Raw genomic sequence first — 22375 nt, 5'->3', positions numbered from 1 at the left:
TTTTAACGCCGGCCGGCGAAGAATTCGCGCAGAATGTCGGCGGCCTCCCGCTCGGCAAGACCGGAATAGACATCCGGCACGTGGTGGCAGGTGGGAGAAGCATAGAACCTGACGCCGTTGTCGACCGCGCCGCCTTTCGGATCCTCCGCGCCATAATAGAGGCGGCGGATGCGAGCGAAGGAGATCGCGGCCGCACACATGGTGCAGGGCTCGAGAGTGACATAGAGGTCGGCTCCCGAAAGACGCTCGTCGCCGACGGCCGCCGCGGCGTGGCGGATGGCCTCGATCTCCGCATGGGCGGTGATGTCGTTGAGTTCGCGGGTGCGGTTTCCTGCAGCGGCGATCATCTTGCCGTCGAGCACGACGACGGCGCCGATCGGCACTTCGCCGCGTGCCGCCGCTTTTCGGGCCTCCTGAAGGGCCGCCTGCATGAAGCGCGCCGTTTCTGCCATTGTTCGTTCGACAATTTCCTCTTAACCCACGGCCTACGACCTGATAGGACAGCCGCAAAAGGCAGGCAACACAAATGACATCCAAAGACAAGCCCACGAGGCCCGGCGGCAAGGCCAAGGGTCGCGACAAGAAACCTCATTCCGGCAGCGAGAAGCCTGCGGCACGGGCAGCCGGCAGTGGTCCGGCGGCGCCCACCGGTGCGGACGAGCCGCAGCGCATTTCGAAGATACTGTCACGCGCAGGCGTCGCGTCGCGTCGCGACGTCGAGCGGATGATCATGGAAGGGCGGGTGAGCCTCAATGGCGTCGTGCTCGACACGCCGGTCGTCAATGCGACGCTCGCCGACAGGATCGAGGTCGACGGCCATCCGATCCGCGGCATCGAACGGACGCGTCTCTGGCTCTATCACAAGCCGGGCGGCCTCGTGACGACCAATGCCGATCCGGAAGGCCGTCCGACGGTCTTCGAGAACCTGCCCGAAGAACTGCCGCGCGTTCTGTCGGTCGGTCGCCTCGACATCAATACCGAGGGCCTGCTGCTCCTGACGAACGACGGCGGGCTTGCGCGCGTGCTCGAGCTGCCGTCGACCGGCTGGCTGCGCCGCTACCGCGTGCGGGCGCACGGGGAAATCGATCAGGAGGCGCTCGACCGTCTGAAGGAGGGCATCGCGGTAGACGGCGTCCTTTACGGAGCGATCGAGGCGACGCTGGACCGGGTGCAAGGTTCGAACGTCTGGATCACCATGGGCCTGCGGGAAGGCAAGAACCGTGAGATCAAGAATGTTCTCGGCGCGCTCGGCCTCGACGTCAACCGGCTGATCCGCATCTCCTACGGTCCGTTCCAGCTCGGCGAGCTGCCGATCGGCCAGGTTCAGGAAATACGCGGCCGCACGCTGCGCGAACAGCTAGGGCCACGGCTGATAGCCGACTCCAAGGCGAATTTCGACGCGCCGATCTATAACGACCAGCCGGCTGCTGCCGAGCCCGAAGCGGAGCCCGCCGATCACGGCAAGGCGGAATGGGGCAGCAAACGCGAGAAGGCCGAGGACAAGCGCGAGCGTGCTCTTGCCCGCCTCGATACCCGCCGCGACGATGGTCGCCCGAGCGAACGCGGCCGCAGCCGCGGGAAGCCGGAGGAGCGTCCGGCGCGCCCGCCAGTCCGGCGCAACCGCTCTTCCAACGTCTGGATGGCGCCGGGTGCGCGTCCGACCGTCGAGAAAAAGCCGAAGGCAGGGGAGGAAGACCTGTCGCCGAAGGCGGCGCGGCGCGCGCCTGCGGAAGGTAAACGCCGCGACCGCCCGAAGGACGCTGCGGCGAAAGCGGGCGGCTTCGATGCGGAACGCCAGGGCAAGGCGGGTAAATCCGCCGGTCGCAAGGACGCCGCGGGCGCCGGCGGCTTCGAGAGGCGTCGCCCGCTCGAAAGCGCGGAGCGGAAATCCCGCGACCATGGCGACCGTCCGCCGCGCCGGCCCAATGGCGAGCGAGCGGTCCGCCCGGCCGACGACCGCACCTCGTCCGAAGGACGCAAGGAGAGCGCTCGGCCGCCGCGTGGCGAAGGCAAGAAGAGCTTTGCCGGCGACCGGCCACGCGCGAGCGCCGGCGGAAAACCGGTTGCTGCAAAGCCGGCTTCGGGAAAGCCGGCCGCCCATCGTTCGTCCGGCCCGCGTGCCGGAAAGCCCGCCGGCAGCAGACCCGCTGAAGGCAAGCCCGGCGGCCGTCCGGGTGGCGGCAAGCCCGGCAATCGTCCGGGCGGCGGTAAGCCGCCGGGCAAGGGGCCGCAGGGCAGGGGGAAGTAGGCGGCCGTGCGCATCGTCGGTGGAGAATTCCGCGGCCGCACGCTGGCCGCGCCGAAATCGGACGATATCCGCCCGACCACGGACCGCGCGCGCGAGAGCCTGTTCAACATCCTGAGCCACGCCTATCCGGAGGCGCTTGACGGAACGCGCGTTCTCGATCTTTTCGCGGGCACGGGGGCCATCGGGCTCGAGGCGCTATCGCGCGGTTGCCGGCAGGTTCTCTTCGTCGAGCAAGGGGTCGAGGGACGCGGGCTGCTGCGCATCAATATCGAGGCGCTCGGCCTTCAGGGCCGGGCCAAGATCTTTCGCCGCGACGCGACAGATCTCGGGCCGGTCGGGACGATGGAGCCGTTTCATCTGGTGTTCGCAGATCCGCCCTATGGCAAGGGCCTCGGCGAACGCGCTCTGAGCGCGGCCGCGCGCGGCGGTTGGCTCGTTCCGGGTGCCCTTGCAATCCTGGAGGAGCGCGCGGACGTCCGGCCGCAGTTTTCCGAAAGTTTCGAATCGGTCGATGAACGCGCCTTCGGCGACACGCTCATGCATTTTTTGCGCTTCCGAGGCGTCTGAGATCGGCGCAAAGTCGGCCGGAGCGGCTCAGATTCCGCGTGATCTCGGCCTGCCCGTCGTGCAGGATGGCCGGTGACGGAGGTGGCGATGGAGCAGAACCTATCCACGATACGCAAAGCCGCGGGTAGCGAGGGAGAGCCGACCATCGCGCTTGCGCTCGGCGGAGGCGGTGCGCGGGGACTTGCCCACATCCATGTCATCGAGGCGCTCGATGAGATGGGGCTCCGCCCCGCAGTCGTCGCCGGTTCGTCGATCGGCGCCCTCATGGGCGCGGGCGTGGCCGCTGGCATGAGCGGGAGGGAAATCCGCGAACACGTACTTTCGACCGTCGGCCGGCGTGGGGAGGTGCTCAACCGCCTATGGCGACTGAGGCCGACCAGTCTTGCCGAGGCTGTGGCGAGCGGTTTCCGCGTCGGCCAGTTCAATATAGAGCGCGTGCTGAAGGCCTTCCTGCCCGAGGCGGTGCCTCTCCGCTTCTCCGATCTGGCACTCCCCCTTAAAATCATCGTCACGGACTATTACGGGCAGACGGAGCGGGTATGCGAAAGCGGCGACCTCTACAAGGCGCTCGCTGCCTCCTGCGCCCTGCCGGCGGTCTTCATGCCGGTGAAGATCGACGGCCGCGTGATGATCGACGGCGGCATCTATAATCCGATCCCCTTCGATCACCTGCGCGGACTGGCAGATATCGTCGTCGCCGTCGATGTCGTCGGCGGGCCGGACGGTGACGGCGAGACGATCCCGAGCCGTATCGACAGCCTGTTCGGCGCGACCCAGTTGATGATGCAGTCGATCATCACCATGAAGATGCAGGCCGGCGCACCGGATATTCTCCTGCGTCCCGATGTCGGACGGTTCCGCGTGCTCGATTTCCTGCGCGCCCAGGAACTGCTTGCCGCCACCAGCGGGACCAAGGACGAGGTGAAGCGCGCGCTGGCAGAGCGCATCGATCGGTGGAGGAAAGGGATATAAGGCCGGGCACGAGCTTCCACAGGTGCCCCTCATCCGCCTGCCGGCACCTTCTCCCCGCAGGCGGGGCGAAGGGACTCGCAGCACTGCCTTCGCCACGATGACCGTCGTCGTATCATCGGGCACGTCCTCTCTTTCCGTCAGAACGGGGAGAGGGCTAGGGTGAGGGGCCAATGAACTGTTGGCCGGCGGTGATGCCCTCCGCTTCCTGCGGGACCAGCTGCGCGAGCGTTACGCCGCCGGGATATCGGTTTGCGAGAAATCGCTTCCCTTGAAGAGAAGCGGTTCATTTGTCAGAAAGGCCAGGGCATAGGAAAAACAATCACCGAAATTCAAACCGGCCGGATGACGGCCTTTGCCGAAACGGCGCCAGGCACGGCGGGCCTGGTCCATATGCTCGGCGGTTACCGCAACAATCTCCACGTTTGCCTTGTAAAGCCAAAGATCAAGTTCCGCTCCGGCAGCTTCGCCTAACCGGGTTTCGATTACCATGGCCGCTTCCAGAGCGGTTGCCGCGGAGATGAGCCGAACCGGGTCGTCCGCGATTTTTTCGCGGAAACTTCCGGCCTCCTGTTCATTGAAGGCAATCGCGGCAATGGCGGATGTGTCGATGACCATTATGAGGGGAGTCCATCTTCGTCATAACCGATAATGTCATCGGAGCTGCGACTGTCGAGGACGGGCATGGCATTCCAGCGGCGTTGAATGGCTTCCAGATCCTCCAGAAGAGCCGCGCGCCGGGCAGCGGTGTCGGTTCGGCGCAATCGTTCTTCGAGGGCACGCTTGGTGGCAAGCGTGATGGATTCCCCTGTCCGCCGGGCAAGTGTGCGGGCAAGCTGCTCGGTTTCAGTGTCCTTGATGCTCAGCGCCATCAGATGCTTCCTGGTTCCTGTCGATCTATATTCTACCAGAATGGCGCTTTGATATCCAGAACGCACGTCCATATGCGGCAGCAGGGCCGGTCAATGGGTGGTGACGCGGACTTCCTGGGGGTCATGTCGGCCCTGAAGTCACTCCGCCTTTTCCAGCGTCTCGTCGGCAAGATCCGCCAGAGCGTCGTCAGGCTGCGTGACTTCACGCTTCGGCTTTACCAGCGGTTCCGGCCGGACGGGCCTTGAATGCAGCATGTCGCGGCCGGCGGTGATGCCCTCCGCTTCCTGGAGCACCAGCCTTGCCTCGTCGCGGCGGCGGATATCGTCCATGATGCCGATGGCTTCATCGCCGTTCACGCCGAGCGCCTCGAGCGTCTTGCGGCCGAAAAGCAGACCCGACTCGAACGTCTCGCGCAGTTCGTAGTCGACCCCTCGCGCGCGCAGTTCCAGCGTGTGCTGGCGGTCGTAGGAGCGCGCGAAGATGCGGGCATTCGGGTATTCGGCATGGACGAGATCGATGATCTTGTCCGTGACCTCCTTTTTCTGCGTGCATACGGCGACGATCTTCGCCTTCTCTATCCCGGCCGCCCTCAAGACGTCGAGGCGTGTTCCGTCGCCGAAATAGATGCGGAAGCCGAATGTGGCCGCCTGACGCACGCGCGCCGCGGAATGGTCGATGATCGTTACGTCGCGGCCGCCGGCGAGCAGGATCTGCGAAGCGATCTGGGCGAAGCGGGAAAAACCGATCATCAGCACGTCGGCGCCGGCGCCGGCACCCTCGAAATCCTCTTCGATTTCCTCGGCCAGTTCGTCCTGCTTATGCATCAGCCGCCTGGAGAGCATCGCTGCCACCGGCGTCAGCGCCATGGAGAGCGTGACGATGGCGACGAGCAGCGAGGAGGTGGCTTGCGAGAAGACGCCGGCCGCAGCGGCTGCGGTAAAGAGCACGAAGCCGAACTCGCCGCCCTGCGGCAGAAGCAGGCCGATCCGGACGGCGTCGTTATGGCGTGAGCCGGCGGCGCGGCAAAGCCCATAAAGGACCAGACTCTTCACCAGCATCAGCACGGGCACCGCGATGATGATGCTCAGCAGGTTCTCCGCCACGACCTGGAGCTCGAGCGACAGGCCGACCGCCATGAAGAAAAGCGCCTGGAGGATACCGCGGAAAGGCTCGATGTCGGCCTCCAGCTCGTGGCGATAGGACGATTCCGCCAGCAGTACGCCGGCAAGGAAGGCGCCCATCGCCATGGAAAGGCCGGCGAGCTGCATCATCGTCGCCGCGCCCATGACGACGAGAAGCGCGGCTGCGATCATGACGTCGCGCGCCCCCGTGCGCGCGATCACCTGGAAGAGCGGATTGAGGAGATAACGACCGGCGGCGAAAAGCGCGGCCACGGCGGCGATCGCGATCGCGAAATCCTCGAGCGGCGTGGTCGTGTCCTCCGGCGCTTGCGCCGCCATCAGCGGAATGATGGCAAGCAGAGGCACGATCGCCAGGTCCTGGAGCAGGAGAATGGAGAAGGCGCGTTGGCCGTAGCGCGTGTTGGTATCGTTGTTTTCCTCCAGGATCTGCATGGCGAAGGCCGTGGAAGAAAGCGCCAGGCCGAACCCGGCGACGATGCTGCCGGCGCCTTCGAGAAGACCGCTGAACGCGATCAGGAACGAAAGAACGAGGCCGGTGATCACGACCTGCGCCGTACCGAGACCGAAAATGTCGCGCCGCATCTGCCACAGCCGCGACGGTTTCAGCTCGAGGCCGATGATGAACAGCAGGAAGACGACGCCAAGTTCCGAGACATGCAGGATCTCTTCGCCTTCCGTGATTTGCTGGGCGACGGGACCGATCAGGATGCCGGCGGCGAGATAGCCGAGGATGGTGCCGAGCCCGAGACGCTTGAACAGCGGCGCTGCGATCACGGCGCCGGCAAGCAGCATGAGCGCCTGCGAATAGATTATCGTTGTCGTTTCCATGCTCGGTGCTTCCGCTATAACGGCCGGGGGGCCCGTGGGGGAGGGCTTGTTCGGCCGGATATCATTTTGCTGCTGGGGCGGGAATCACGATGATGCCCTTGATGCATGCTTCAGTGCACAATAAATGGGACAGGAATGAAAGGCCAAAATCATGTCTGAGACGATCGATTCCGCCGTCCTCGAGCAACGCGCCGCCGAGCTTGTCGATCAGGCCCGCCGCGCCGGCGCGGATGCCGCAGATGCCGTGGTGGTGCGTGGCCGCTCCCGTTCCGTTTCGGTGCGGCTCGGCAAGGTGGAGGCGACGGAAGCTTCCGAGAGCGACGATTTCTCGCTCAGGGTCTTTGTCGGGCGGCGCGTTGCCAGCGTCTCCGCCAATCCGGGCTTCGATTTGAAGGTCCTGGCAGAGCGTGCGGTGGCGATGGCGAAGGCGTCGCCGGAGGATCCTTACGCTTCGCTCGCCGACCCCGATCGCCTGGCGAAGTCCTATCCGGATCTCGAACTTTTCGACAGTCGCGACGTATCGACCGAAGCACTCACGGAGGCGGCGCTCGCCGCCGAAGGGGCCGCGCTTTCGGTCGCCGGCGTCACCAATTCCAGCGGGGCCGGCGCATCGGCCGGCATGGGCGGGCTCGTGCTCGTCACGTCTCATGGTTTTTCCGGCTCCTATATGGCCACCCGTTTCGGCTGCTCCGTCAGCGCGATCGCCGGCGAAGGCACCAAAATGGAGCGCGACTATGATTTCGACAGCCGCCTCTATTTCGATGAGCTCCGCACTGCCGAGGATATCGGCCGCGTCGCCGGCGAGCGGGCGGCGGCCCGCGTCAATCCCCGCCGCGTCGCGACGCAGAAGAACGTTACGGTGGTTTTCGATCCGCGCGTCGCACGCGGCTTCGTCGGACACCTGGCGGGAGCCATCAACGGCGCGTCGGTTGCCCGCAAGACGAGCTTCCTGCGCGACATGATGGGCAAGCAGATCATGAAATCGGGCATTGCCGTTACCGACGATCCGTTGATCGTCCGCGGCGCCTCCTCGCGTCCTTTCGACGGGGAGGGGGTCAGCGGCTCGAAACTGTCGATGGTCGAGGATGGCGTGCTGCGCCATTGGTTCCTGTCCACGTCCGCGGCCAGGGAGCTCGGCCTCGAAACCAACGGGCGCGGCGTTCGCGGCGGGCCGGCGGTCAGCCCGGCCTCTACCAATCTCGCCCTCGAGCCCGGCTCCATCTCGCGCGACGACCTGATCCGCGGCGTCGGCACCGGCTTCTATGTCACCGAACTCATCGGCCAGGGTGTCAACATGGTGACGGGCGAATATAGTCGCGGCGCCTCCGGCTTCTGGATCGAAAACGGCGAAATCCTCTATCCCGTTTCCGAGGTCACGATCGCCTCCAATCTCAAGCAGATGTTCATGGCGCTGACGCCGGCCGACGACATCGACAGGAAGTTCGGCATCGCCGCGCCGACGCTTGCGGTCGAAGGGATGACCATCGCCGGAACATGAATGTGGGCGGCGCGTTGCACTACTGCATGTTTCCTTTAATCGTATCCGATTAAAGGACAAAAACATGCAGCAGATCAAAGTGCTACAGCGCCGCGTGTAAGGATTTGCATGTCAGAAACAGCCTTTTCGATCCTCCCGGCCTGGGACGAGGACCTCGAACTCATTCTTACTGCTGCAGTCGCGGCGGGCGACACTGCGCTCGGCTATTTCCGCAAGACGCTGGACGTCCGCTGGAAAAATGAGGGCCGTTCCCCCGTAAGCGAGGCCGACCTCGCCGCCAACGACATCCTCAAGGGGCGGCTGCTCGCTGCACGGCCGGACTATGGCTGGCTTTCGGAGGAGACCGACGACGACGAAAGCCGCCTCGTCCGCGAGACCGTCTTTGTGGTCGATCCCATCGACGGCACCCGAGCCTTCATCGCCGGCAAGGATCTCTGGTGCGTCAGCGTCGCCATCGTCCACCATGGCCAGCCTGTGGCCGGCGTTCTCTATGCGCCCTCCCTCAACGAGATATTCCAGGCGACCCGCGATGGCGAAGCGCGGAAGAACGGCAAGGCGATTGCCGTGCGGGAGGCGGAATCCGGCGCGGTGCTGAAGGTGGCGGCGGCCGAGGATGTCATGGGCAGGCTGGCATTACCCTATCGCAACACGATGATGCGCGTCTCGCACGTACCGTCGCTCGCCTATCGTCTTGCGATGATCGCGGATGGCCGCATCGACGGTACGATCGTCAAGCGGAATTCGCACGATTGGGATTTAGCGGCCGCCGACCTCATCCTTTCGCGCGCCGGCGGGGCGCTTTGCGGTCTCGATGGCGAGCCCCTGTCCTATAACCGCCCGACTGTCACCCACGGCGTTCTGGGGGCCGCCTCGGGAACCGCGCTGCCGGCATTGCTCGCCGCCTCCAGGCCGCTTGAGCCCCATTGACCTTTAGGGGCGAATGCCGCAAACCACCCCAACACCAATAAGAACACAGATGGAACTTCGATGGCTCACGACTCCGAGAAAAAACAACGGCTGCACCTCGTCTTCGGCGGCGAACTGGCGACGCTAACCGGCGTGCAGTTTCGCGACCTCGAAAATCTGGATATCGTCGGCATCTTCCCGGACTACGAGAGCGCGCATGTCGCCTGGAAAGCCAAGGCCCAGATGACCGTCGACAATGCGCATATGCGCTACTTCATCGTCCACATGCATCGCCTGCTCGATCCGGAAGCGAAGTAATGCCGTCGGCGTCGGACGCGGCGGAGGGCAAGCGTTCATGAGCAGCCTGCGCGCAAGGCTGGCACTTTCCGGCTATCGCTGGCTCGGAACGGCCGTCTATCCCTTCTTCTGGTCCTATCTTGCGCTCCGCGCGGCGAAGGGCAAGGAGGACCCGGCACGCCGGCGCGAACGCTATGGCTATGCCAGTGCGCCGCGTCCCCAGGGCCCCCTCGTCTGGTTCCACGCAGCCAGTGTCGGAGAGACGAATGCAGTCACTCCGCTGATCAAGGAGATCCGCCGCCGCGGCATCGCCGTGGTGCTGACCACCGGTACGACGACCTCGGCGCGGGTCGCCGCAGAGCGATTGGGCTCGGCCGTCGTGCACCAGTATGTGCCGCTCGATTTCAAGCCGGCGGTGAGCCGTTTCCTGGAATATTGGCAGCCGGATCTGGCAATCATCGCAGAATCGGAAATCTGGCCGATGACGATCATCGAGCTCGGCCGGCGCCATATTCCGCAGGTTCTGGTCAATGGCCGCCTTTCCGACCGCACCTTCGCCCGATGGAGGCGCCGGCCGTCGCTTGCCGATGCTCTCTTCGAAAATCTCGCGCTCGTCATCGCTCAGTCCGATGTCGATGCGGAGCGTTTCCGCACGCTCGGTGCGCTCCCGGTCACCGTCTCCGGCAACCTCAAGGTGGACAACGAGGCGCCGCCGCACGATCCCCGGGACCTGCGCGAATACCGCCAGCAGATCGGTGCGCGAAAGACCTGGGCTGCGATCTCGACCTTCGAGGGTGAGGAGAATGCGGCCGGGACGGTCCACCAGGCGCTGAAGGAGAGAACCGGCCTGCTGACGATCATCGTTCCTCGCCATCCGGAGCGTTGCGACGCGATCGAGGCTGCCCTGGTCGCGAAGGGGTTGAAGGTCGCGCGCCGCACGCGCGGCGATCCGGTCACACCTGAAGTCGACATTCTACTCGGGGATACGATCGGCGAGATGGGGCTCTATCTGCGGCTGACGGAAGTCGCTTTCGTCGGACGTTCGCTATTCGCCGAGGGCGGCCAGAACCCGCTCGAGCCGGCAATGCTCGGCTGCGCGGTGCTTTCCGGCGGAAACGTTCAGAATTTCCGCGAGACGTACCAGATGCTCGCCAAGAACGGCAGCGCTAAGATCGTGCGCGATACGGAGATGCTCGCCAAGGGCGTCAACTACCTGCTCGCCAACGACGACATGCGTCGCTCGATGATCGATGCCGGACTCGAAACCGTGCAACAGATGCGGGGCGCGCTGACGGCGACGATGAAGGGGCTCGATCCCTACATCAACCCGCTGGTGGTGAAGGCGCGGCTGGAGCCGCGCCCGGAAGCCTGAAAACCGAAGCCTGAAGCCTCGATTCTGGAAGGGATCATGCCCGCAACGAAACCGATCGCCGGCATATTGTTCGACAAGGACGGCACCCTTCTCGATTATGTGAAGAGCTGGGTGCCGGTGAATTACGAGCTGGCGCGGATCGCCGCCAAGGGCAACGAGAGCCTCGCGCGTGTCCTCCTTCAGGCGGGCGGGATGGATCCGGACAGCGGACATGTCGTTCCCGACAGCCTGCTTGCGGCCGGCAATACGGTGGAGATTGCCACCGGCATGGTCGGCGCCGGCGCGCCGTTTACCGTGGGAGAATTGACGGCGCTGTTCGACGGGCTCTTTGCACAATCCGCGCATTATGCCGTGCCCGTGACCGATCTCGCTTCCTTTTTTGCCGGATTGCACGCGAAAGGTTACCGGCTCGGCGTCGCCTCGAGCGACAACGAGCGGTCGATCCGGGAGACCGCCAAGCGCTTCGGCTTCGAGGACTACCTGCATTACGTCGCCGGCTACGACAGCGGCTTTGGGACAAAGCCGGAGCCCGGCATGGTGCTCGGGTTTTGTGCCGCAACGGGGCTTGCACCCGACCAAGTGGCCGTGGTCGGCGACAACAATCACGACATGCATATGGGCCGCAGTGCCGGCGTCGGCATGACGGTTGCCGTCTTGACCGGCACGGGATCGCGCCAGTCGCTTGCCGCGGCTTGCGACCACTGCCTCGCCGATATTACCGAGCTGGAAGCGGTGCTCACCAACTGATCGGCTTGCCTTTTTCTCCGTTCTGACGTTCTTTGTCGCCGGTCACACCGCTCACGGCCGATGCCGGCGGCGGAAAGTTCTGGATTTGCCCTTCCTGCCCACGAGGTGCCAGGAGCGGCCGCACGGATATTTACGAGTAAAGATGGTTTCAGAAGCGCCCCCGTTCTGGTGGACCAAGGCCGACTGGCGCGCCTACGCTCTTTGGCCCTTTTCCTGGGTGTACGGCCGGATCGCCGGGATGCGCATGGACCGGGCGCGGCGGGCGACCTCCGCCGTACCGCTGATCTGCATCGGCAACTTCACCGTCGGCGGAGCCGGAAAGACGCCGACGGCGATCGCGATTGCGCGGGCCGCCAGGGCACGCGGCCTGAAGCCCGCTTTCCTGAGCCGCGGTTATGGCGGGTCGCTGGACGTCACGACCGTGGTCGACCCCGAGCACCATCGCGCGCGCGATGTCGGCGACGAGCCGCTGCTGCTTGCCCGCGAGGCGCTCACGGTGATCTGCCGCCGCAGAGTGGATGGCGCACGCAAGCTTGCCGCGGAAGGCGCTGACATCATCATCATGGATGACGGATTCCAGAGTGCCCGGCTCGTCTTCGATTTCGCCCTTCTCGTGGTCGATTCCGGCCGCGGTATCGGCAACGGCCATCTCGTGCCTTCCGGCCCCGTTCGGGCGCCGATCGGCAATCAGCTGCGCCATGCCAACGCTCTGCTGAAACTCGGCCACGGTTCCGCCGCCGATCCTCTCGTCCGCCGGGCGGCTCGGGCCGGCAAGCCCGTCTATGTGGCCGAAACGGTGCGCACGGATGCAGGGTCGCTCGACGGCGTCAAGGTCCTTGCCTGGGCCGGAATTGCCGATCCGGAGAAGTTCTTCAAGACCGTTCGCGAGACCGGCGCGGTCATCGAAGAGACCCGGAGCTTCCCGGATCACCATCATTTCTCCGAGGACGAGATTGCCGACCTAATCGACCGCGCCGCAAGCCGGGGCTACACGCTGGTGACCACGGCCAAGGACATGGTCCGCCTGGAGCCCGGCCACGGACGGGCCGGGGAACTGGCGGCAAAGAGCCGCGTGATCGAGATCGAAGTGCGCTTCGACGATCCGGCGGCGCCGGGAAAGATCATCGAGGCGGCACTTGCCTCCGCCCGTGCCCGCCGATTGCGCGAGCGCAAGGCGGGCTAATACCGGTTACGGAGGGGCATCGTGCTGGGAAGGCAAAGTTGTAGATATTGTCGCCGACGGCGATGAAGCTTCCGGTGTTCATTGATCAGTATAAGCCGGCGTGGTATCCAAGGATTGTCAATCTTTGAAGTTTCCTACCGGGAGAGACGTTCCCATGCACATCTCGCTGACGGAAAAATTGGAAGACTACGTGAAGAGCAAGGTCCAGTCCGGGCTTTACAACAACGCGTCCGAGGTGGTTCGGGAGGCGCTGCGGCTGAAGATTGCGGCCGATGAGACCGATGAGGCCAGGCTGCAACGTCTGCGCGAGGCCATCGAACCCGCATGGCAGCAGGCCGAGCGAGGGGAGTTCGCGGACTACTCGCTTGAAAAATCCCTTGCAAAGCTGCGGGCGCGGACTTGACGGCGACATTCCGGCTCACGCTTCAAGCTGAGGCGGATTTTGACCTGATAGGCGCCTACACACTGGAAATGTGGGGAGAAGATCAGGCCATCCGCTACCTGACAAAGCTCGATGAAACCTTTGCCGCTCTGGCTCGTTCGAGCGTTCTTGGCAAGGACCGGAGCGATCTGCGCCGCGATCTTCTGTGCTGTCCCTGCAACCGGCATGTGATCTTCTTCCGGCGCGATGAGCGGGGCGATGTGGAAATCCTGCGCATTCTGCATGAACGCATGGACTTCGAGCGATTTCTCTGATGGTCCCTGTTCCTTAGTCGAGCGTCAGAACAGGCAGAGGTGCCGGCAAGCGGGCGAGGGGCTGACAGAAGAGTGAAGTGCTCTATGGCCGCTGACCCGGCAAAACGCCGGCGCGCCGGTCAGCCTCGAGCGAGGCGGCAGCATCGACGTAAGCTTCCTGGCGGGCGACACTCCAGTAACGCAGTTCATCGACCGGGACGGGCTTGCCCGTAACGGCACAGATCACGTGCGAGCCGGCAAGTACGACTTGGAAGTCTCCGTCGAGATAGCGGATCTTCGCCTCCCGGGAGGAGCTTCCTTCAAAACGGTTCATCATGCCTGAACGGGCCTCGTCTTCTCGTGAACGTCCTGATCTATCGTGGCGCTCTGCAAAAAACCAGCGGTTTCGGAATATGGTTCCGGCAGGTTCTCAACTCCGGCCGAAAAGCCGCTCGATGTCGGCGAGCTTGAGTTCGATATAGGTCGGCCGGCCGTGATTGCATTGCCCGGAGCCGGGCGTCGCCTCCATCTGGCGAAGCAGGGCGTTCATCTCCTCGGTGCGCAGGCGGCGGCCGGAGCGCACGGAGCCGTGGCAGGCCATGGTGGCGGCCAGATATTCGAGCCGCCCTGCAAGTCCACTGGCCGTGTCCCATTCCGCAAGCTCGTCGGCAAGCTGCCGCACCAGTCCGGCGGCGTCCATCTCGCCGAGCATTGCCGGCGTTTCGCGGACGGCGACCGCCGCCGGGCCGAAGCGCTCGATGGCCAGCCCGAGCCGCGTGAACTCCTCGGCATGCGCCATCAGCCGGTCGCAATCGTCTTCCGGCAGGCCGACGATCTCCGGAATGAGCAGCGCCTGCGCGGGCACCGGGCGGGCGTGGAGCGCCGTTCGCATCGTCTCGAAGACGAGCCGCTCATGGGCGGCGTGCTGGTCGACGATGACGAGGCCGTCGTCGGTCTGGGCGACGATATAGTTTTCGTGAAGCTGGGCGCGGGCGGCGCCAAGCGGGAAGGAGGCCGCCTGTCCATCGGTCGCCCGCGTCGCCTCGACGGCGGCGGCAGCGCTGCGCGCAGACGGCTGGGCGAAATCAGAGAAGGCCGCCTGTGGTGCTTCTGCAAAACCGCGCGCGGCCTCTTCGAAGCGCAGCGGCCGATGGGGCGAGGCGGCTGCACTCCAGGGTTCCTGCGGCCTTTGCTGGCCTGCCCGGTGGAACTCGGGGCGGAAGGCGCGCATCAATCCATGCGCCCCGGTCGTCGCCGCCCGGTCTCCCTCACGCGTCAACGCCTCGCGGATGGCGCCGATGATCAAGCCGCGGATCAGTCCGGGATCGCGGAAGCGCACGTCCGATTTTGCCGGATGGACGTTGACGTCAACTAGAGCCGGATCGAGCGTGATCGACAGAACCGCGATCGGGTAGCGCCCCTGCGGGATGGTCTCGGCATAGGCGGCGCGGAGAGCGGACATGATCAGCTTGTCCTGGACCGGGCGGCCGTTGACGAAGGCATATTGCTGAAGCGAATTGCCGCGGTTGAAGGTCGGGACACCGGCAAAGCCCGTCAGCCGTGCACCCTCGCGCTCGGCGTCGATCTCGATGGCATTGTCGCGGAAGTCGCGGCCGAGCACCTGCGCCATCCGTGCCAGCCGGTCGTCGCCTGTTGCGGGGAATTCGAGCGTCGTGCGATCGGAGCCGGAAAGCGCGAAACGCACTCTCGGAAAGGCGATCGCCATACGCCGGACGACTTCAGAGATCGCAGCCGCCTCGGCCTTTTCCGACTTCATGAATTTCAGCCGCGCCGGGGTCGCGAAGAAGAGGTCGCGCACCTCGACCACGGTGCCTACGATAGCGGCCGACGGGCGTGCGGGTTCGCTCCTGCCGCCGGTGACCGTGATCGCCGCGCCTTCCCGGGCCTCCGCCGTCCTCGTGGTGATCGACAGGCGCGCCACCGATCCGATCGAAGGCAGGGCTTCGCCGCGGAAGCCGAGCGTCCGGATGTCGGCGAGGCTGTCATCGAGCTTGGAGGTGCAATGTCGGCGGATCGCCAGTTCGAGATCGGCCGGCGACATGCCGATGCCGTTGTCGGTGACCCTGAGGAGCGTCTTGCCGCCACCGGCGGTCGCGATCTCGATCCTGGTCGCGCCCGCATCGAGCGCGTTCTCGATCAATTCCTTCGCGGCGCTCGCCGGCCATTCGATGACCTCGCCGGCGGCGATCTGGTTGATGAGCGTTTCGGAAAGTTGCTTGATGGCCATGCCCTATTTTCCAGGATTCGGAGAGGGAGGGAAAGCCCCGCGCTCACACTTCTCCATAGCTGTCGGCCGGTACCTGCAAAAAGCGGGATTGCGACTTAATCGGGCTTTAACGTTCTGCTGCAATTTTCCACAGCAACCTGAATGATCGTCGGGTTTTTGCCTCTGGAGCACCGCGGCGTTGCTGGACGCCGCCCGCATCCCTTCAAGGATGCCCCAAAGGCGGCCAGCATGTCCCGAAATGAAACCGCTGCTGATCGGTTCGCCGGACCGTAACCGGGCCGGGAAGGCCGTTCAGCAGTCAGAGTGCTACAGCACCCGTTATGCGTCCGAGGACGGCTGGCGCTGTAGCGGGAACGAGGGCAGCGCGATGAATGATGTGGCGTCGGGCGGCGCAGACATCAGCAGGATCATTCTGGAGGCAAGCGGCGAAACGCTTGGCGCCGCCTTGCTCGTTTTCGGCCGGGACGACACCATCACCTTCGCGAGCGCCTCGATACTGCAATTTTTCCCCGTGCCCGCCGGCATGCTGATTCCCGGGACGCGGCTGCGCGATTTTTTGGGGGCGGTCTACGATACCGGCGTGCGCCCCGGAACCTTGCCGGAGTCCAGCCGGCACAGGCCGAACCGCGAAGACTGGATCGCCGAGCAGATGGCGCTTCACTGGCGGGAGCGCTACGAAAATGTCGAACGGGCCGGCCGGACGCGCTGGCTCTCTCTGCGTCAGCGGCGGCTGTCGAGCGGTATCGGCATTCTCGCCGTCAGCGATGTCTCCGAACAGAAGAAGCGCGACGAGCAGGCCCGGACCGATCTCCAGCGGATCGCCCTGACGGAAGAGATCCTCAACGCTCAACCCAATCCCATCTGCGTCAAGGACCGTAACCTCCACTACATCGCCGTAAACAAGGCCTTCAGCGCCATCCACGATCTCGCGCCGGACGCCATGCTCGGACGTTCCGCCTCGGATCTCGTAGAAACGGAGCTTGCGGAGCACTTCGAACGGTCGGATCGCCACGTCCTGGAGACAGGCACGCCGTATTCGGAGGCGGAGCATATCGTTCGCGCCGACGGCAGCGACCTTTGGGTCGTGACGCGCAAATATCGTGTCGGCCTGCCCGACCGCCATTTCGTCGTCACCTGCATGAACGACGTCACCGATATCGCCGTCTGGTATGGCGGCTCGGAAAAGGGCGGCGACACCGGCCTGCAGATCCGCGACTACAGCATCTTCACGCCCGCGCAGAATTTCTACGATCCCTTCCGGTCGCTCGACATGCAGCAACTCGCCAGTGCCGGATCGAAGATCGGCATGCTGCCGGCACGCGGGTTGCGCGTGCTTCTGGCGACCGCAGACCGGGAAATGGAAGAGCGATTCGTGGCGCGGCTGCGCGGCTCCGGGCTCGACGCCTGTGCGGTCCGCAATGGCGAGGAGCTCGACGCCTTCGCGCTGGCCGCCGAGGCCCGCGGATTGGAGATAGACCTTCTTCTGCTCGACGCCGCTTTTCCGGAGAAGCATGGCGTCCTCGCCTCCTGGCGCGCCTGCACATGGGTCGAGGTATCGAGCGATACGGATGCCACGGTCCTGCTTGCGGAGATCTTCGGCGTCTGTGCCCGCGGCGCGCGTCCTCCGTTGCTGCAGTCCGAATGGGGGATTGCGCTCGACCGCGATCAGGTGCCCGCGACGAATGCGCCGGCGGTGGAAGTCCTCGTCGCGGAGGACAACCAGGTCAACCAGTTCGTCTTCGCGCAGATTCTGGAGGGGCTCGGGATCTCCCACCGGATCGCCGCGGATGGAAGAGAAGCGGTGGACCTCTGGCACGAACTCCAGCCCGCCCTGGTCCTGATGGACGTCTCCATGCCGGTGATGAACGGCTTTGAAGCCGCTATTGCCATTCGACAGGCCGAGAAGCGCACGGGCCGTCGCACGCCGATCGTGGCCGTGACCGCCCAGGCGCTCGATATCGACCTCGAGCGCTGCAGGACATCGGGAATGGACGACCACATCATGAAGCCGGTCAGCCCGGATATGATCGAGATGCTGCTGCGGAAATACCTGCCGGCGGGTGAAACGCGCGCTTCGGGTTCTGTTCGGAGCGGATCGCAATGACATTGCAGGAACTCGGTATCGATCGGCCGAAGCGCGACAGTACGCATGGCGCCCCGTTCGTCGATCCATTGACCGAGCTCGGCAATGCACGCCACCTCAAGCAAACCGTTTGCACCCTCGCGGCCGAACGGGCAAGCGATCCCGCACCCTTTACCATCGGCCTTGCAAACCTGGATGGATTCAAGCCGATCAACGACCTCTTCGGCCCTGAGGCCGGCGACCAGATACTGCGCCAGGTGGCACACCGGCTGAAGGCCTGCGTTCCCGAGGGCGCGACGGTGACGCGGACCGCGGATGACGAATTCGCCATCGTCCTGCCGCTGGTCTTTGAACGAAGGAGTGCGGAGAAGCGCGGCCAGATGCTCAAGGAAGTGCTCTCCTCGCCCTTCGCGCTCGGCGACCGGAACGTTCGGCTGTCGGCCTCGTTCGGCTTTGCCGTCTATCCCTTTGCCGGCGACACGTTCGACGACCTGTTGAAGAGCGCCGATACCGCGCTCTACCGCTCGAAACGGCGCGGCCGCGGACAGATCACCGTCTATTCGCAAGAGATCGCACAGGAGATGAAGCACGCGACGCAGCTTGAGCAGGCACTGCGCAACGCGATCATCGCCGGTGGGATCGATGTCCACTTTCAACCGATCGTCGATCTGCGCAGCGACCGTCCGGTGGGCTTCGAGGCGCTGGCACGCTGGTGCGACGCCGACCTCGGCTATGTCTCGCCAGCGGTGTTCGTGCCTTTCGCGGAAGAGCGCGGCTTCATCGACGCGCTTTCCGAGATGCTTCTGCGCAAGGCGGCGCGGGCTGCCCTGTCCTGGCCGGAGGACCTCTTCCTGTCCTTCAACCTGTCCTCGGTCCAGCTGATGGATCCGGCGACGAGCGCTCGGCTTCTGGCAATCATAGCTCAGGTGGGCCTCGACCCCCGGCGCCTCGAACTCGAGATCACCGAGACCGCTGCGATGGCCGACGCCGGCACCGCCCAGAGGATCGTCACCGAATTGAGAGCGGCCGGCGTGCGCGTGTCGCTGGACGATTTCGGAACGGGTCAGTCGAGCCTCGGGCGGCTCAGGGATTTTTCCCTCGACAAGGTGAAGATAGACCGGACCTTCGTTTCGGGGATTTCCACCGACCGGACTTCAGAACATATCGTCAAGGCGATCGTTTCGATGTGCGAGGGACTGGAACTCGCCGTGGTCGCCGAAGGCATCGAGCATTCATCCGAGGCGCTGAAGCTCAAAGCGCTCGGCTGCGGCCTGGGACAGGGCTATTTCTACGGCAAGCCCGCCGATGCCGATGCGACCCTGCGTTACCTTTCGGAGCATTATCGGGATACGGCGGTGCGCTGAAGCGCCTCATGCCCGCTCGCGGTGTCGGTCCCCGGACGGTCGCGCAGGCCCTCCTCCAAAAGCCAGTCGCGAATGCGCCGCGCCTGACTGTTGAGTTCGCGTGACCGCGGCCAGACGACGTAGAAGGCCTGGCCCGTCCGCAGCACATGCCCGCCGACCGGCACCAGCGCGCCGGAGCGCACCTGTCGGGCGGTCAGATGCTCCCAGCCGAGCGCGATGCCCTCTCCCGCCAGAACGGCCTGGATCACGAGCACGTAATCGTTGATCGCGAGGCGCTTGCCTTGGGTCGGGTAGGCAAGGCCCGCGCTCGCGAACCATTCGGTCCAGTCGCAGGCCCGCCTTACCGGTTCTTCGAGGTGGATGAGATTGTGCCTGATGAGGTCCGCGGGCGTTGCCGGCAGCCCATGCGTCTCGATATAGGCCGGTGTCGCCACGGCCTGAATGACTTCATCGGCCAGCACCGCCGCATGGTAGCGCGGCCAATGGCTCGGGTCCCCGCCGCGGATTCCGAGCGGGATCGGCTCATCATCCAGATCGAGGTCGCGCACGCTGGTCTGGATACGAAGGTCGATCTCCGGCAGGTCTTCGCGCAGGCGGGCGAGCCGCGGCAGCATCCACATGGAGGCGAAGGCCGTCGAGGCCGCCAGCGTCACGTTGGTCTCGCGCCGCTTGGCGCGGATGTCTTCGGCCGACTTCTGGATCCGCGCGAGGCCAACGGAGACATCCGCGTGAAACTTCTCTCCGGCTTCCGTCAGTTCGACCGCCCGGTGCACCCGGTGGAACAGCGGTACGCCCAGCTGGTTCTCGAGTCCTCGAATGGCGTAGGACACCGCCGCCTGAGTCATTCCGAGCTCACTGGCGGCGCGTGTGAAGTTCTGATGCCGGCCGGCCGCCTCGAAGACGATGAGGCTTGCGGCCGACGGGAGGAGACGGCGCAGGTTTTCCATAAGTACCACTTATATCAAGCGTCGAATTTTTCCTGCGTTACAACAGCCTCTCTCGTCAATACCATCATTGCAAATGATGGGAGATTGATCATGGAAATGGCGGAAGCAACCGGCGATGCGCCGAAACGGACCCGGAGCGGGCGACCGCAGCGGCGCGAGGGCAGCAAGAATCTCGGCGTCCCCTACATCGTCCGCAATATACCGACCTATGACATCCTCGGCGAGGAGAACTTGGAGCGGATCGAGCGGGTGGCCGACCGCATTCTCGCCGAAGTCGGCATCGAGTTTCGCGACGATCCGGTGGCGCTCGACCACTGGCGGCGCGCCGGGGCAAAAATCGAAGGCCTTCGCGTCAGCTTCGAGCCGGGCATGCTGAAAGAGATCGTCCGCTCGGCGCCGGCGCAATTCACGCAGCACGCCCGCAACCCGGCCCGCAGCGTCGAGATCGGCGGCCGAAACGTGGTTTTCTCTCCGGCATACGGTTCTCCCTTCGTCATGGATCTGGACAAGGGCAGGCGCTACGGCACCATCGAGGACTTCCGCAATCTGGTGAAGCTCGCCCAGTCGAGCCCCTGGCTGCACCACTCCGGCGGCACCATCTGCGAACCGTGCGACGTGCCGGTGAACAAACGCCATCTCGACATGGTCTACAGCCACATAAAATACTCCGATCGCGCCTTCATGGGGTCGATTACCTCGGAGGGACGTGCCGAGGATTCGATCGAAATGGCCCGCATTCTTTTCGGCGCCGATTTCGTCGACGGGAACTGTGTCATTCTCGGCAATGTCAACGTCAACTCGCCGCTCGTCTGGGACGGCACGATGACGAAGTCGCTGCGGGCCTATGCCCGCGCCAACCAGGCCGCGGTGATCGTGCCGTTCATTCTCGGCGGCGCGATGGGGCCGGTCACCAATGCCGGGGCGATCGCGCAATCCTATGCCGAAACGCTTGCCGGCTGTGCACTGACGCAGCTCGAACGCAAGGGCGCGCCGGTCATCTTCGGCAACTTTCTGTCGTCGATGTCGCTCCGCTCGGGCTCGCCGACCTTCGGCACGCCGGAGCCGGCAATCGGCAGCATGGTCATCGGCCAGCTCGCGCGCCGGCTCGGCCTGCCGTTGCGCTGCGCCGGAAACTTCTCCAACTCAAAGCGGCCGGATGCTCAGGCGATGCAGGAAGGCGTCATGTCGATGCTTTCAGCGGTCCATTGCGGCGCCAATTTCGTCCTGCATTCGGCAGGCTTTGCCGACGGGCTGCTGGCGATGTCCTACGAGAAATTCATGATGGACATGGATTTCTGCGGGGCACTGCATTCCTACCTTGCCGGCGTCGTTGTCGATGACAATACGCTGGCCATGGACGCCTTCCTGGAGGTTGGTCCGGGCAGCCACTTCCTTGGCTGCGGCCACACGATGCGCAATTATCAGACCGCCTTCTGGGACAGCGCCCTTTCCGACAACGAACCATTCGAGAAATGGGTGGAACAGGGCGAAACCGACATGGCGCTGCGCGCGAACAGGAGCTGGAAGAAGGCTCTCGCCGAATACGAGGCGCCGCCCTTGGATGCGGCAATCGACGAAGCGCTGAACGACTATGTCGCAACGCGCAAAAACGGCATGGCCGACGCCTGGTATTAGAGCCTCCCGCCGCGTCGCCACCCGACGACGGAAAGCGGCGCCATGGGCGCCGCTCCAGTCGTTCGCTTTTAGAGCCTACGGCTTACTGCTGAGGGGCAGGTTCCGCAGGCGCCGGTGCCGGGGTTGTACCCGTTGCGGAAGTCGTCGACGTATCGACCGGCTGGTCGGCGTTACGCTCGGCCATCAGCTGCGATTTCGTCTTGAACTCCGGTGCGGCCTTCAGAGAGTCGGCCGTTTCGGTGGTCGTCAGCTTGATGTCATCCGAGTCGGGCTGGTCGGCGACTGCGATCTTGTCGAACGGAACTGCGACGTTCTTTTCCCCGATACCGAGGAAGCCGCCAACTCCGACGACAGCTGCAGCGATACCGCCTTCCTTCTCGATGATCAGGTCGTTGATCTCGCCGATGCTTTCATCGCTGGCATTGTAGACGGACTGGCCGATATAGGTGTTGGCGGAAACTTGATTCTCCGCCTGCTCGGTCAGGTAGGAGGCGTCACCAGCCGCCATATCGGTCGTCTTGTCTGCCGTATCCGGTGTCTGCGCCTGCTCGTCGGCGGCCGGCGGTGTAGCCGGGGCCGGAGCCGGAGCCGGTTCCATGGTCTGGGTTTCAGGTGCCGTAGCCGGCGGCGTCGTGGTTTGCTGTGCGAAGCTCATCGGGGCAACGGCAACGCCCACGAGAAGCGCGCCAGCGGCAACGGAAGATATAAGTCTCTCTTTCATGTCAGACTGCCTTTCGTTGACGTTGTCGACCAGGACGGGACGAAAGTCTTGTGCGGGTTTCCGCCCGCATCC

22 protein-coding genes are annotated in these 22375 nt (G+C 64.6%); 14 read left to right on the top strand and 8 right to left on the bottom strand.

The window, feature by feature from the left end:
• Positions 1-2: 2 nt before the first annotated feature.
• Positions 3-452 (bottom strand): nucleoside deaminase, encoded by a 450-nt coding sequence (locus M1D43_RS09610; RefSeq protein ID WP_003537305.1) that lies wholly within the window; start codon positions 450-452, stop codon positions 3-5.
• A 74-nt stretch (positions 453-526) separates the two neighbouring features.
• Here M1D43_RS09610 and M1D43_RS09605 point away from each other — a divergent pair, with 74 nt between their 5' ends.
• From M1D43_RS09605 to M1D43_RS09595, 3 genes are all read left to right on the top strand, one after another.
• Positions 527-2248 carry a pseudouridine synthase gene (locus M1D43_RS09605; protein WP_153313628.1) on the top strand — a complete coding sequence of 574 codons (1722 nt, stop codon included), beginning with the start codon at positions 527-529 and terminating at the stop codon, positions 2246-2248.
• A 6-nt stretch (positions 2249-2254) separates the two neighbouring features.
• Positions 2255-2815 carry a 16S rRNA (guanine(966)-N(2))-methyltransferase RsmD gene (gene rsmD, locus M1D43_RS09600; RefSeq protein WP_010968831.1) on the top strand — a complete coding sequence of 187 codons (561 nt, stop codon included), beginning with the start codon at positions 2255-2257 and terminating at the stop codon, positions 2813-2815.
• A gap of 87 nt (positions 2816-2902) precedes the next feature.
• Positions 2903-3787, top strand: coding sequence for a patatin-like phospholipase family protein (locus M1D43_RS09595; RefSeq protein ID WP_153313627.1), 885 nt, complete (start codon positions 2903-2905; stop codon positions 3785-3787).
• A 228-nt stretch (positions 3788-4015) separates the two neighbouring features.
• Here the strand turns inward: M1D43_RS09595 and M1D43_RS09590 are convergent, their stop codons facing one another.
• The 3 genes from M1D43_RS09590 to M1D43_RS09580 all read right to left on the bottom strand — a co-directional run bounded on the left by M1D43_RS09590 (position 4016) and on the right by M1D43_RS09580 (position 6627).
• Positions 4016-4402: a type II toxin-antitoxin system VapC family toxin gene (locus tag M1D43_RS09590; protein WP_003533691.1), complete on the bottom strand. Its 387-nt coding sequence runs from the start codon at positions 4400-4402 to the stop codon at positions 4016-4018.
• Positions 4402-4656 carry a type II toxin-antitoxin system VapB family antitoxin gene (locus M1D43_RS09585; protein WP_003533689.1) on the bottom strand — a complete coding sequence of 85 codons (255 nt, stop codon included), beginning with the start codon at positions 4654-4656 and terminating at the stop codon, positions 4402-4404. Before M1D43_RS09585 ends, M1D43_RS09590 begins: the two co-directional genes overlap by 1 nt.
• 138 nt (positions 4657-4794) lie before the next feature.
• Entirely contained in the window at positions 4795-6627 is a 1833-nt protein-coding gene (locus tag M1D43_RS09580; protein WP_153313626.1) for a monovalent cation:proton antiporter-2 (CPA2) family protein, read from the bottom strand.
• A 151-nt stretch (positions 6628-6778) separates the two neighbouring features.
• Between M1D43_RS09580 and M1D43_RS09575 the strand changes: the two genes are divergently transcribed.
• The 8 genes from M1D43_RS09575 (at position 6779) to M1D43_RS09540 (ending at position 13326) form a co-directional block, all read left to right on the top strand.
• Entirely contained in the window at positions 6779-8125 is a 1347-nt protein-coding gene (locus M1D43_RS09575; RefSeq protein WP_027989724.1) for a TldD/PmbA family protein, read from the top strand.
• 108 nt (positions 8126-8233) lie between these two features.
• Entirely contained in the window at positions 8234-9052 is an 819-nt protein-coding gene (locus M1D43_RS09570; protein WP_498813932.1) for a 3'(2'),5'-bisphosphate nucleotidase CysQ, read from the top strand.
• 60 nt (positions 9053-9112) lie between these two features.
• Complete coding sequence (locus M1D43_RS09565; protein WP_003533684.1) at positions 9113-9349, top strand: DUF4170 domain-containing protein; 237 nt, start codon at positions 9113-9115, stop codon at positions 9347-9349.
• 37 nt (positions 9350-9386) lie between these two features.
• A complete protein-coding gene (gene waaA / locus M1D43_RS09560) occupies positions 9387-10700 on the top strand; it encodes a lipid IV(A) 3-deoxy-D-manno-octulosonic acid transferase (protein WP_003533683.1) in 1314 nt (437 codons plus the stop codon).
• A gap of 36 nt (positions 10701-10736) precedes the next feature.
• Positions 10737-11447 carry an HAD family hydrolase gene (locus M1D43_RS09555; RefSeq protein ID WP_153312935.1) on the top strand — a complete coding sequence of 237 codons (711 nt, stop codon included), beginning with the start codon at positions 10737-10739 and terminating at the stop codon, positions 11445-11447.
• A 142-nt stretch (positions 11448-11589) separates the two neighbouring features.
• The gene (lpxK, locus tag M1D43_RS09550; RefSeq protein WP_153312933.1) at positions 11590-12630 is read left to right on the top strand and encodes a tetraacyldisaccharide 4'-kinase; all 1041 of its coding nucleotides are present in this window, start codon (positions 11590-11592) and stop codon (positions 12628-12630) included.
• 154 nt (positions 12631-12784) lie between these two features.
• Positions 12785-13033: a type II toxin-antitoxin system ParD family antitoxin gene (locus tag M1D43_RS09545; protein WP_027989720.1), complete on the top strand. Its 249-nt coding sequence runs from the start codon at positions 12785-12787 to the stop codon at positions 13031-13033.
• The gene (locus M1D43_RS09540) at positions 13030-13326 is read left to right on the top strand and encodes a type II toxin-antitoxin system RelE/ParE family toxin (RefSeq protein ID WP_027989719.1); all 297 of its coding nucleotides are present in this window, start codon (positions 13030-13032) and stop codon (positions 13324-13326) included. Before M1D43_RS09545 ends, M1D43_RS09540 begins: the two co-directional genes overlap by 4 nt.
• Before the next feature lie 82 nt (positions 13327-13408).
• On the opposite strand, the gene M1D43_RS09535 is transcribed toward M1D43_RS09540, so the two are convergent.
• Positions 13409-13642 carry a DUF2093 domain-containing protein gene (locus M1D43_RS09535; RefSeq protein WP_015007228.1) on the bottom strand — a complete coding sequence of 78 codons (234 nt, stop codon included), beginning with the start codon at positions 13640-13642 and terminating at the stop codon, positions 13409-13411.
• 93 nt (positions 13643-13735) lie between these two features.
• A complete protein-coding gene (gene mutL / locus M1D43_RS09530) occupies positions 13736-15553 on the bottom strand; it encodes a DNA mismatch repair endonuclease MutL (protein ID WP_498813931.1) in 1818 nt (605 codons plus the stop codon).
• Positions 15554-15791: 238 nt separating this feature from the next.
• Between mutL and M1D43_RS09525 the strand changes: the two genes are divergently transcribed.
• On the top strand, positions 15792-17657 hold the full coding sequence (locus M1D43_RS09525) for a response regulator (RefSeq protein WP_192923365.1): 1866 nt from the start codon (positions 15792-15794) through the stop codon (positions 17655-17657).
• A complete protein-coding gene (locus M1D43_RS09520; protein ID WP_127638798.1) occupies positions 17654-19000 on the top strand; it encodes a putative bifunctional diguanylate cyclase/phosphodiesterase in 1347 nt (448 codons plus the stop codon). The genes M1D43_RS09525 and M1D43_RS09520 overlap by 4 nt, the downstream gene beginning before the upstream one ends.
• Here M1D43_RS09520 and M1D43_RS09515 read toward each other — a convergent pair.
• Positions 18976-19947 (bottom strand): LysR substrate-binding domain-containing protein, encoded by a 972-nt coding sequence (locus M1D43_RS09515; RefSeq protein WP_153312930.1) that lies wholly within the window; start codon positions 19945-19947, stop codon positions 18976-18978. The genes M1D43_RS09520 and M1D43_RS09515 overlap by 25 nt on opposite strands.
• A gap of 90 nt (positions 19948-20037) precedes the next feature.
• Between M1D43_RS09515 and M1D43_RS09510 the strand changes: the two genes are divergently transcribed.
• Positions 20038-21582 (top strand): trimethylamine methyltransferase family protein, encoded by a 1545-nt coding sequence (locus M1D43_RS09510; protein WP_153312928.1) that lies wholly within the window; start codon positions 20038-20040, stop codon positions 21580-21582.
• An 82-nt stretch (positions 21583-21664) separates the two neighbouring features.
• Here M1D43_RS09510 and M1D43_RS09505 read toward each other — a convergent pair whose 3' ends face one another.
• Complete coding sequence (locus M1D43_RS09505) at positions 21665-22303, bottom strand: PRC-barrel domain-containing protein (RefSeq protein WP_027989714.1); 639 nt, start codon at positions 22301-22303, stop codon at positions 21665-21667.
• Between the last annotated feature and the right edge of the window lie 72 nt (positions 22304-22375).

The organism is Ensifer sp. R1-3, assembly GCF_056739175.1.
The sequence above is the reverse complement of the archived record's forward strand: the minus strand, read 5'-3'. Positions and strand labels throughout refer to the sequence as shown.

Bases quoted from the DNA above. Each gene is read 5' to 3' on its own strand.
- M1D43_RS09515 (WP_153312930.1), bottom strand. From the start codon at position 19,947: ATGGAAAACCTGCGCCGTCTCCTCCCGTCGGCCGCAAGCCTCATCGTC.
- M1D43_RS09555 (WP_153312935.1), top strand. From the start codon at position 10,737: ATGCCCGCAACGAAACCGATCGCCGGCATATTGTTCGACAAGGACGGC.
- M1D43_RS09580 (WP_153313626.1), bottom strand. From the start codon at position 6,627: ATGGAAACGACAACGATAATCTATTCGCAGGCGCTCATGCTGCTTGCC.
- M1D43_RS09590 (WP_003533691.1), bottom strand. From the start codon at position 4,402: ATGGTCATCGACACATCCGCCATTGCCGCGATTGCCTTCAATGAACAG.
- waaA (WP_003533683.1), top strand. From the start codon at position 9,387: ATGAGCAGCCTGCGCGCAAGGCTGGCACTTTCCGGCTATCGCTGGCTC.
- lpxK (WP_153312933.1), top strand. From the start codon at position 11,590: ATGGTTTCAGAAGCGCCCCCGTTCTGGTGGACCAAGGCCGACTGGCGC.
- mutL (WP_498813931.1), bottom strand. From the start codon at position 15,553: ATGGCCATCAAGCAACTTTCCGAAACGCTCATCAACCAGATCGCCGCC.
- M1D43_RS09610 (WP_003537305.1), bottom strand. From the start codon at position 452: ATGGCAGAAACGGCGCGCTTCATGCAGGCGGCCCTTCAGGAGGCCCGA.
- M1D43_RS09570 (WP_498813932.1), top strand. From the start codon at position 8,234: ATGTCAGAAACAGCCTTTTCGATCCTCCCGGCCTGGGACGAGGACCTC.
- M1D43_RS09520 (WP_127638798.1), top strand. From the start codon at position 17,654: ATGACATTGCAGGAACTCGGTATCGATCGGCCGAAGCGCGACAGTACG.
- M1D43_RS09575 (WP_027989724.1), top strand. From the start codon at position 6,779: ATGTCTGAGACGATCGATTCCGCCGTCCTCGAGCAACGCGCCGCCGAG.
- M1D43_RS09565 (WP_003533684.1), top strand. From the start codon at position 9,113: ATGGCTCACGACTCCGAGAAAAAACAACGGCTGCACCTCGTCTTCGGC.
- M1D43_RS09535 (WP_015007228.1), bottom strand. From the start codon at position 13,642: ATGATGAACCGTTTTGAAGGAAGCTCCTCCCGGGAGGCGAAGATCCGC.
- M1D43_RS09585 (WP_003533689.1), bottom strand. From the start codon at position 4,656: ATGGCGCTGAGCATCAAGGACACTGAAACCGAGCAGCTTGCCCGCACA.
- M1D43_RS09595 (WP_153313627.1), top strand. From the start codon at position 2,903: ATGGAGCAGAACCTATCCACGATACGCAAAGCCGCGGGTAGCGAGGGA.
- M1D43_RS09510 (WP_153312928.1), top strand. From the start codon at position 20,038: ATGGAAATGGCGGAAGCAACCGGCGATGCGCCGAAACGGACCCGGAGC.
- M1D43_RS09545 (WP_027989720.1), top strand. From the start codon at position 12,785: ATGCACATCTCGCTGACGGAAAAATTGGAAGACTACGTGAAGAGCAAG.
- M1D43_RS09525 (WP_192923365.1), top strand. From the start codon at position 15,792: ATGAAACCGCTGCTGATCGGTTCGCCGGACCGTAACCGGGCCGGGAAG.
- M1D43_RS09505 (WP_027989714.1), bottom strand. From the start codon at position 22,303: ATGAAAGAGAGACTTATATCTTCCGTTGCCGCTGGCGCGCTTCTCGTG.
- M1D43_RS09605 (WP_153313628.1), top strand. From the start codon at position 527: ATGACATCCAAAGACAAGCCCACGAGGCCCGGCGGCAAGGCCAAGGGT.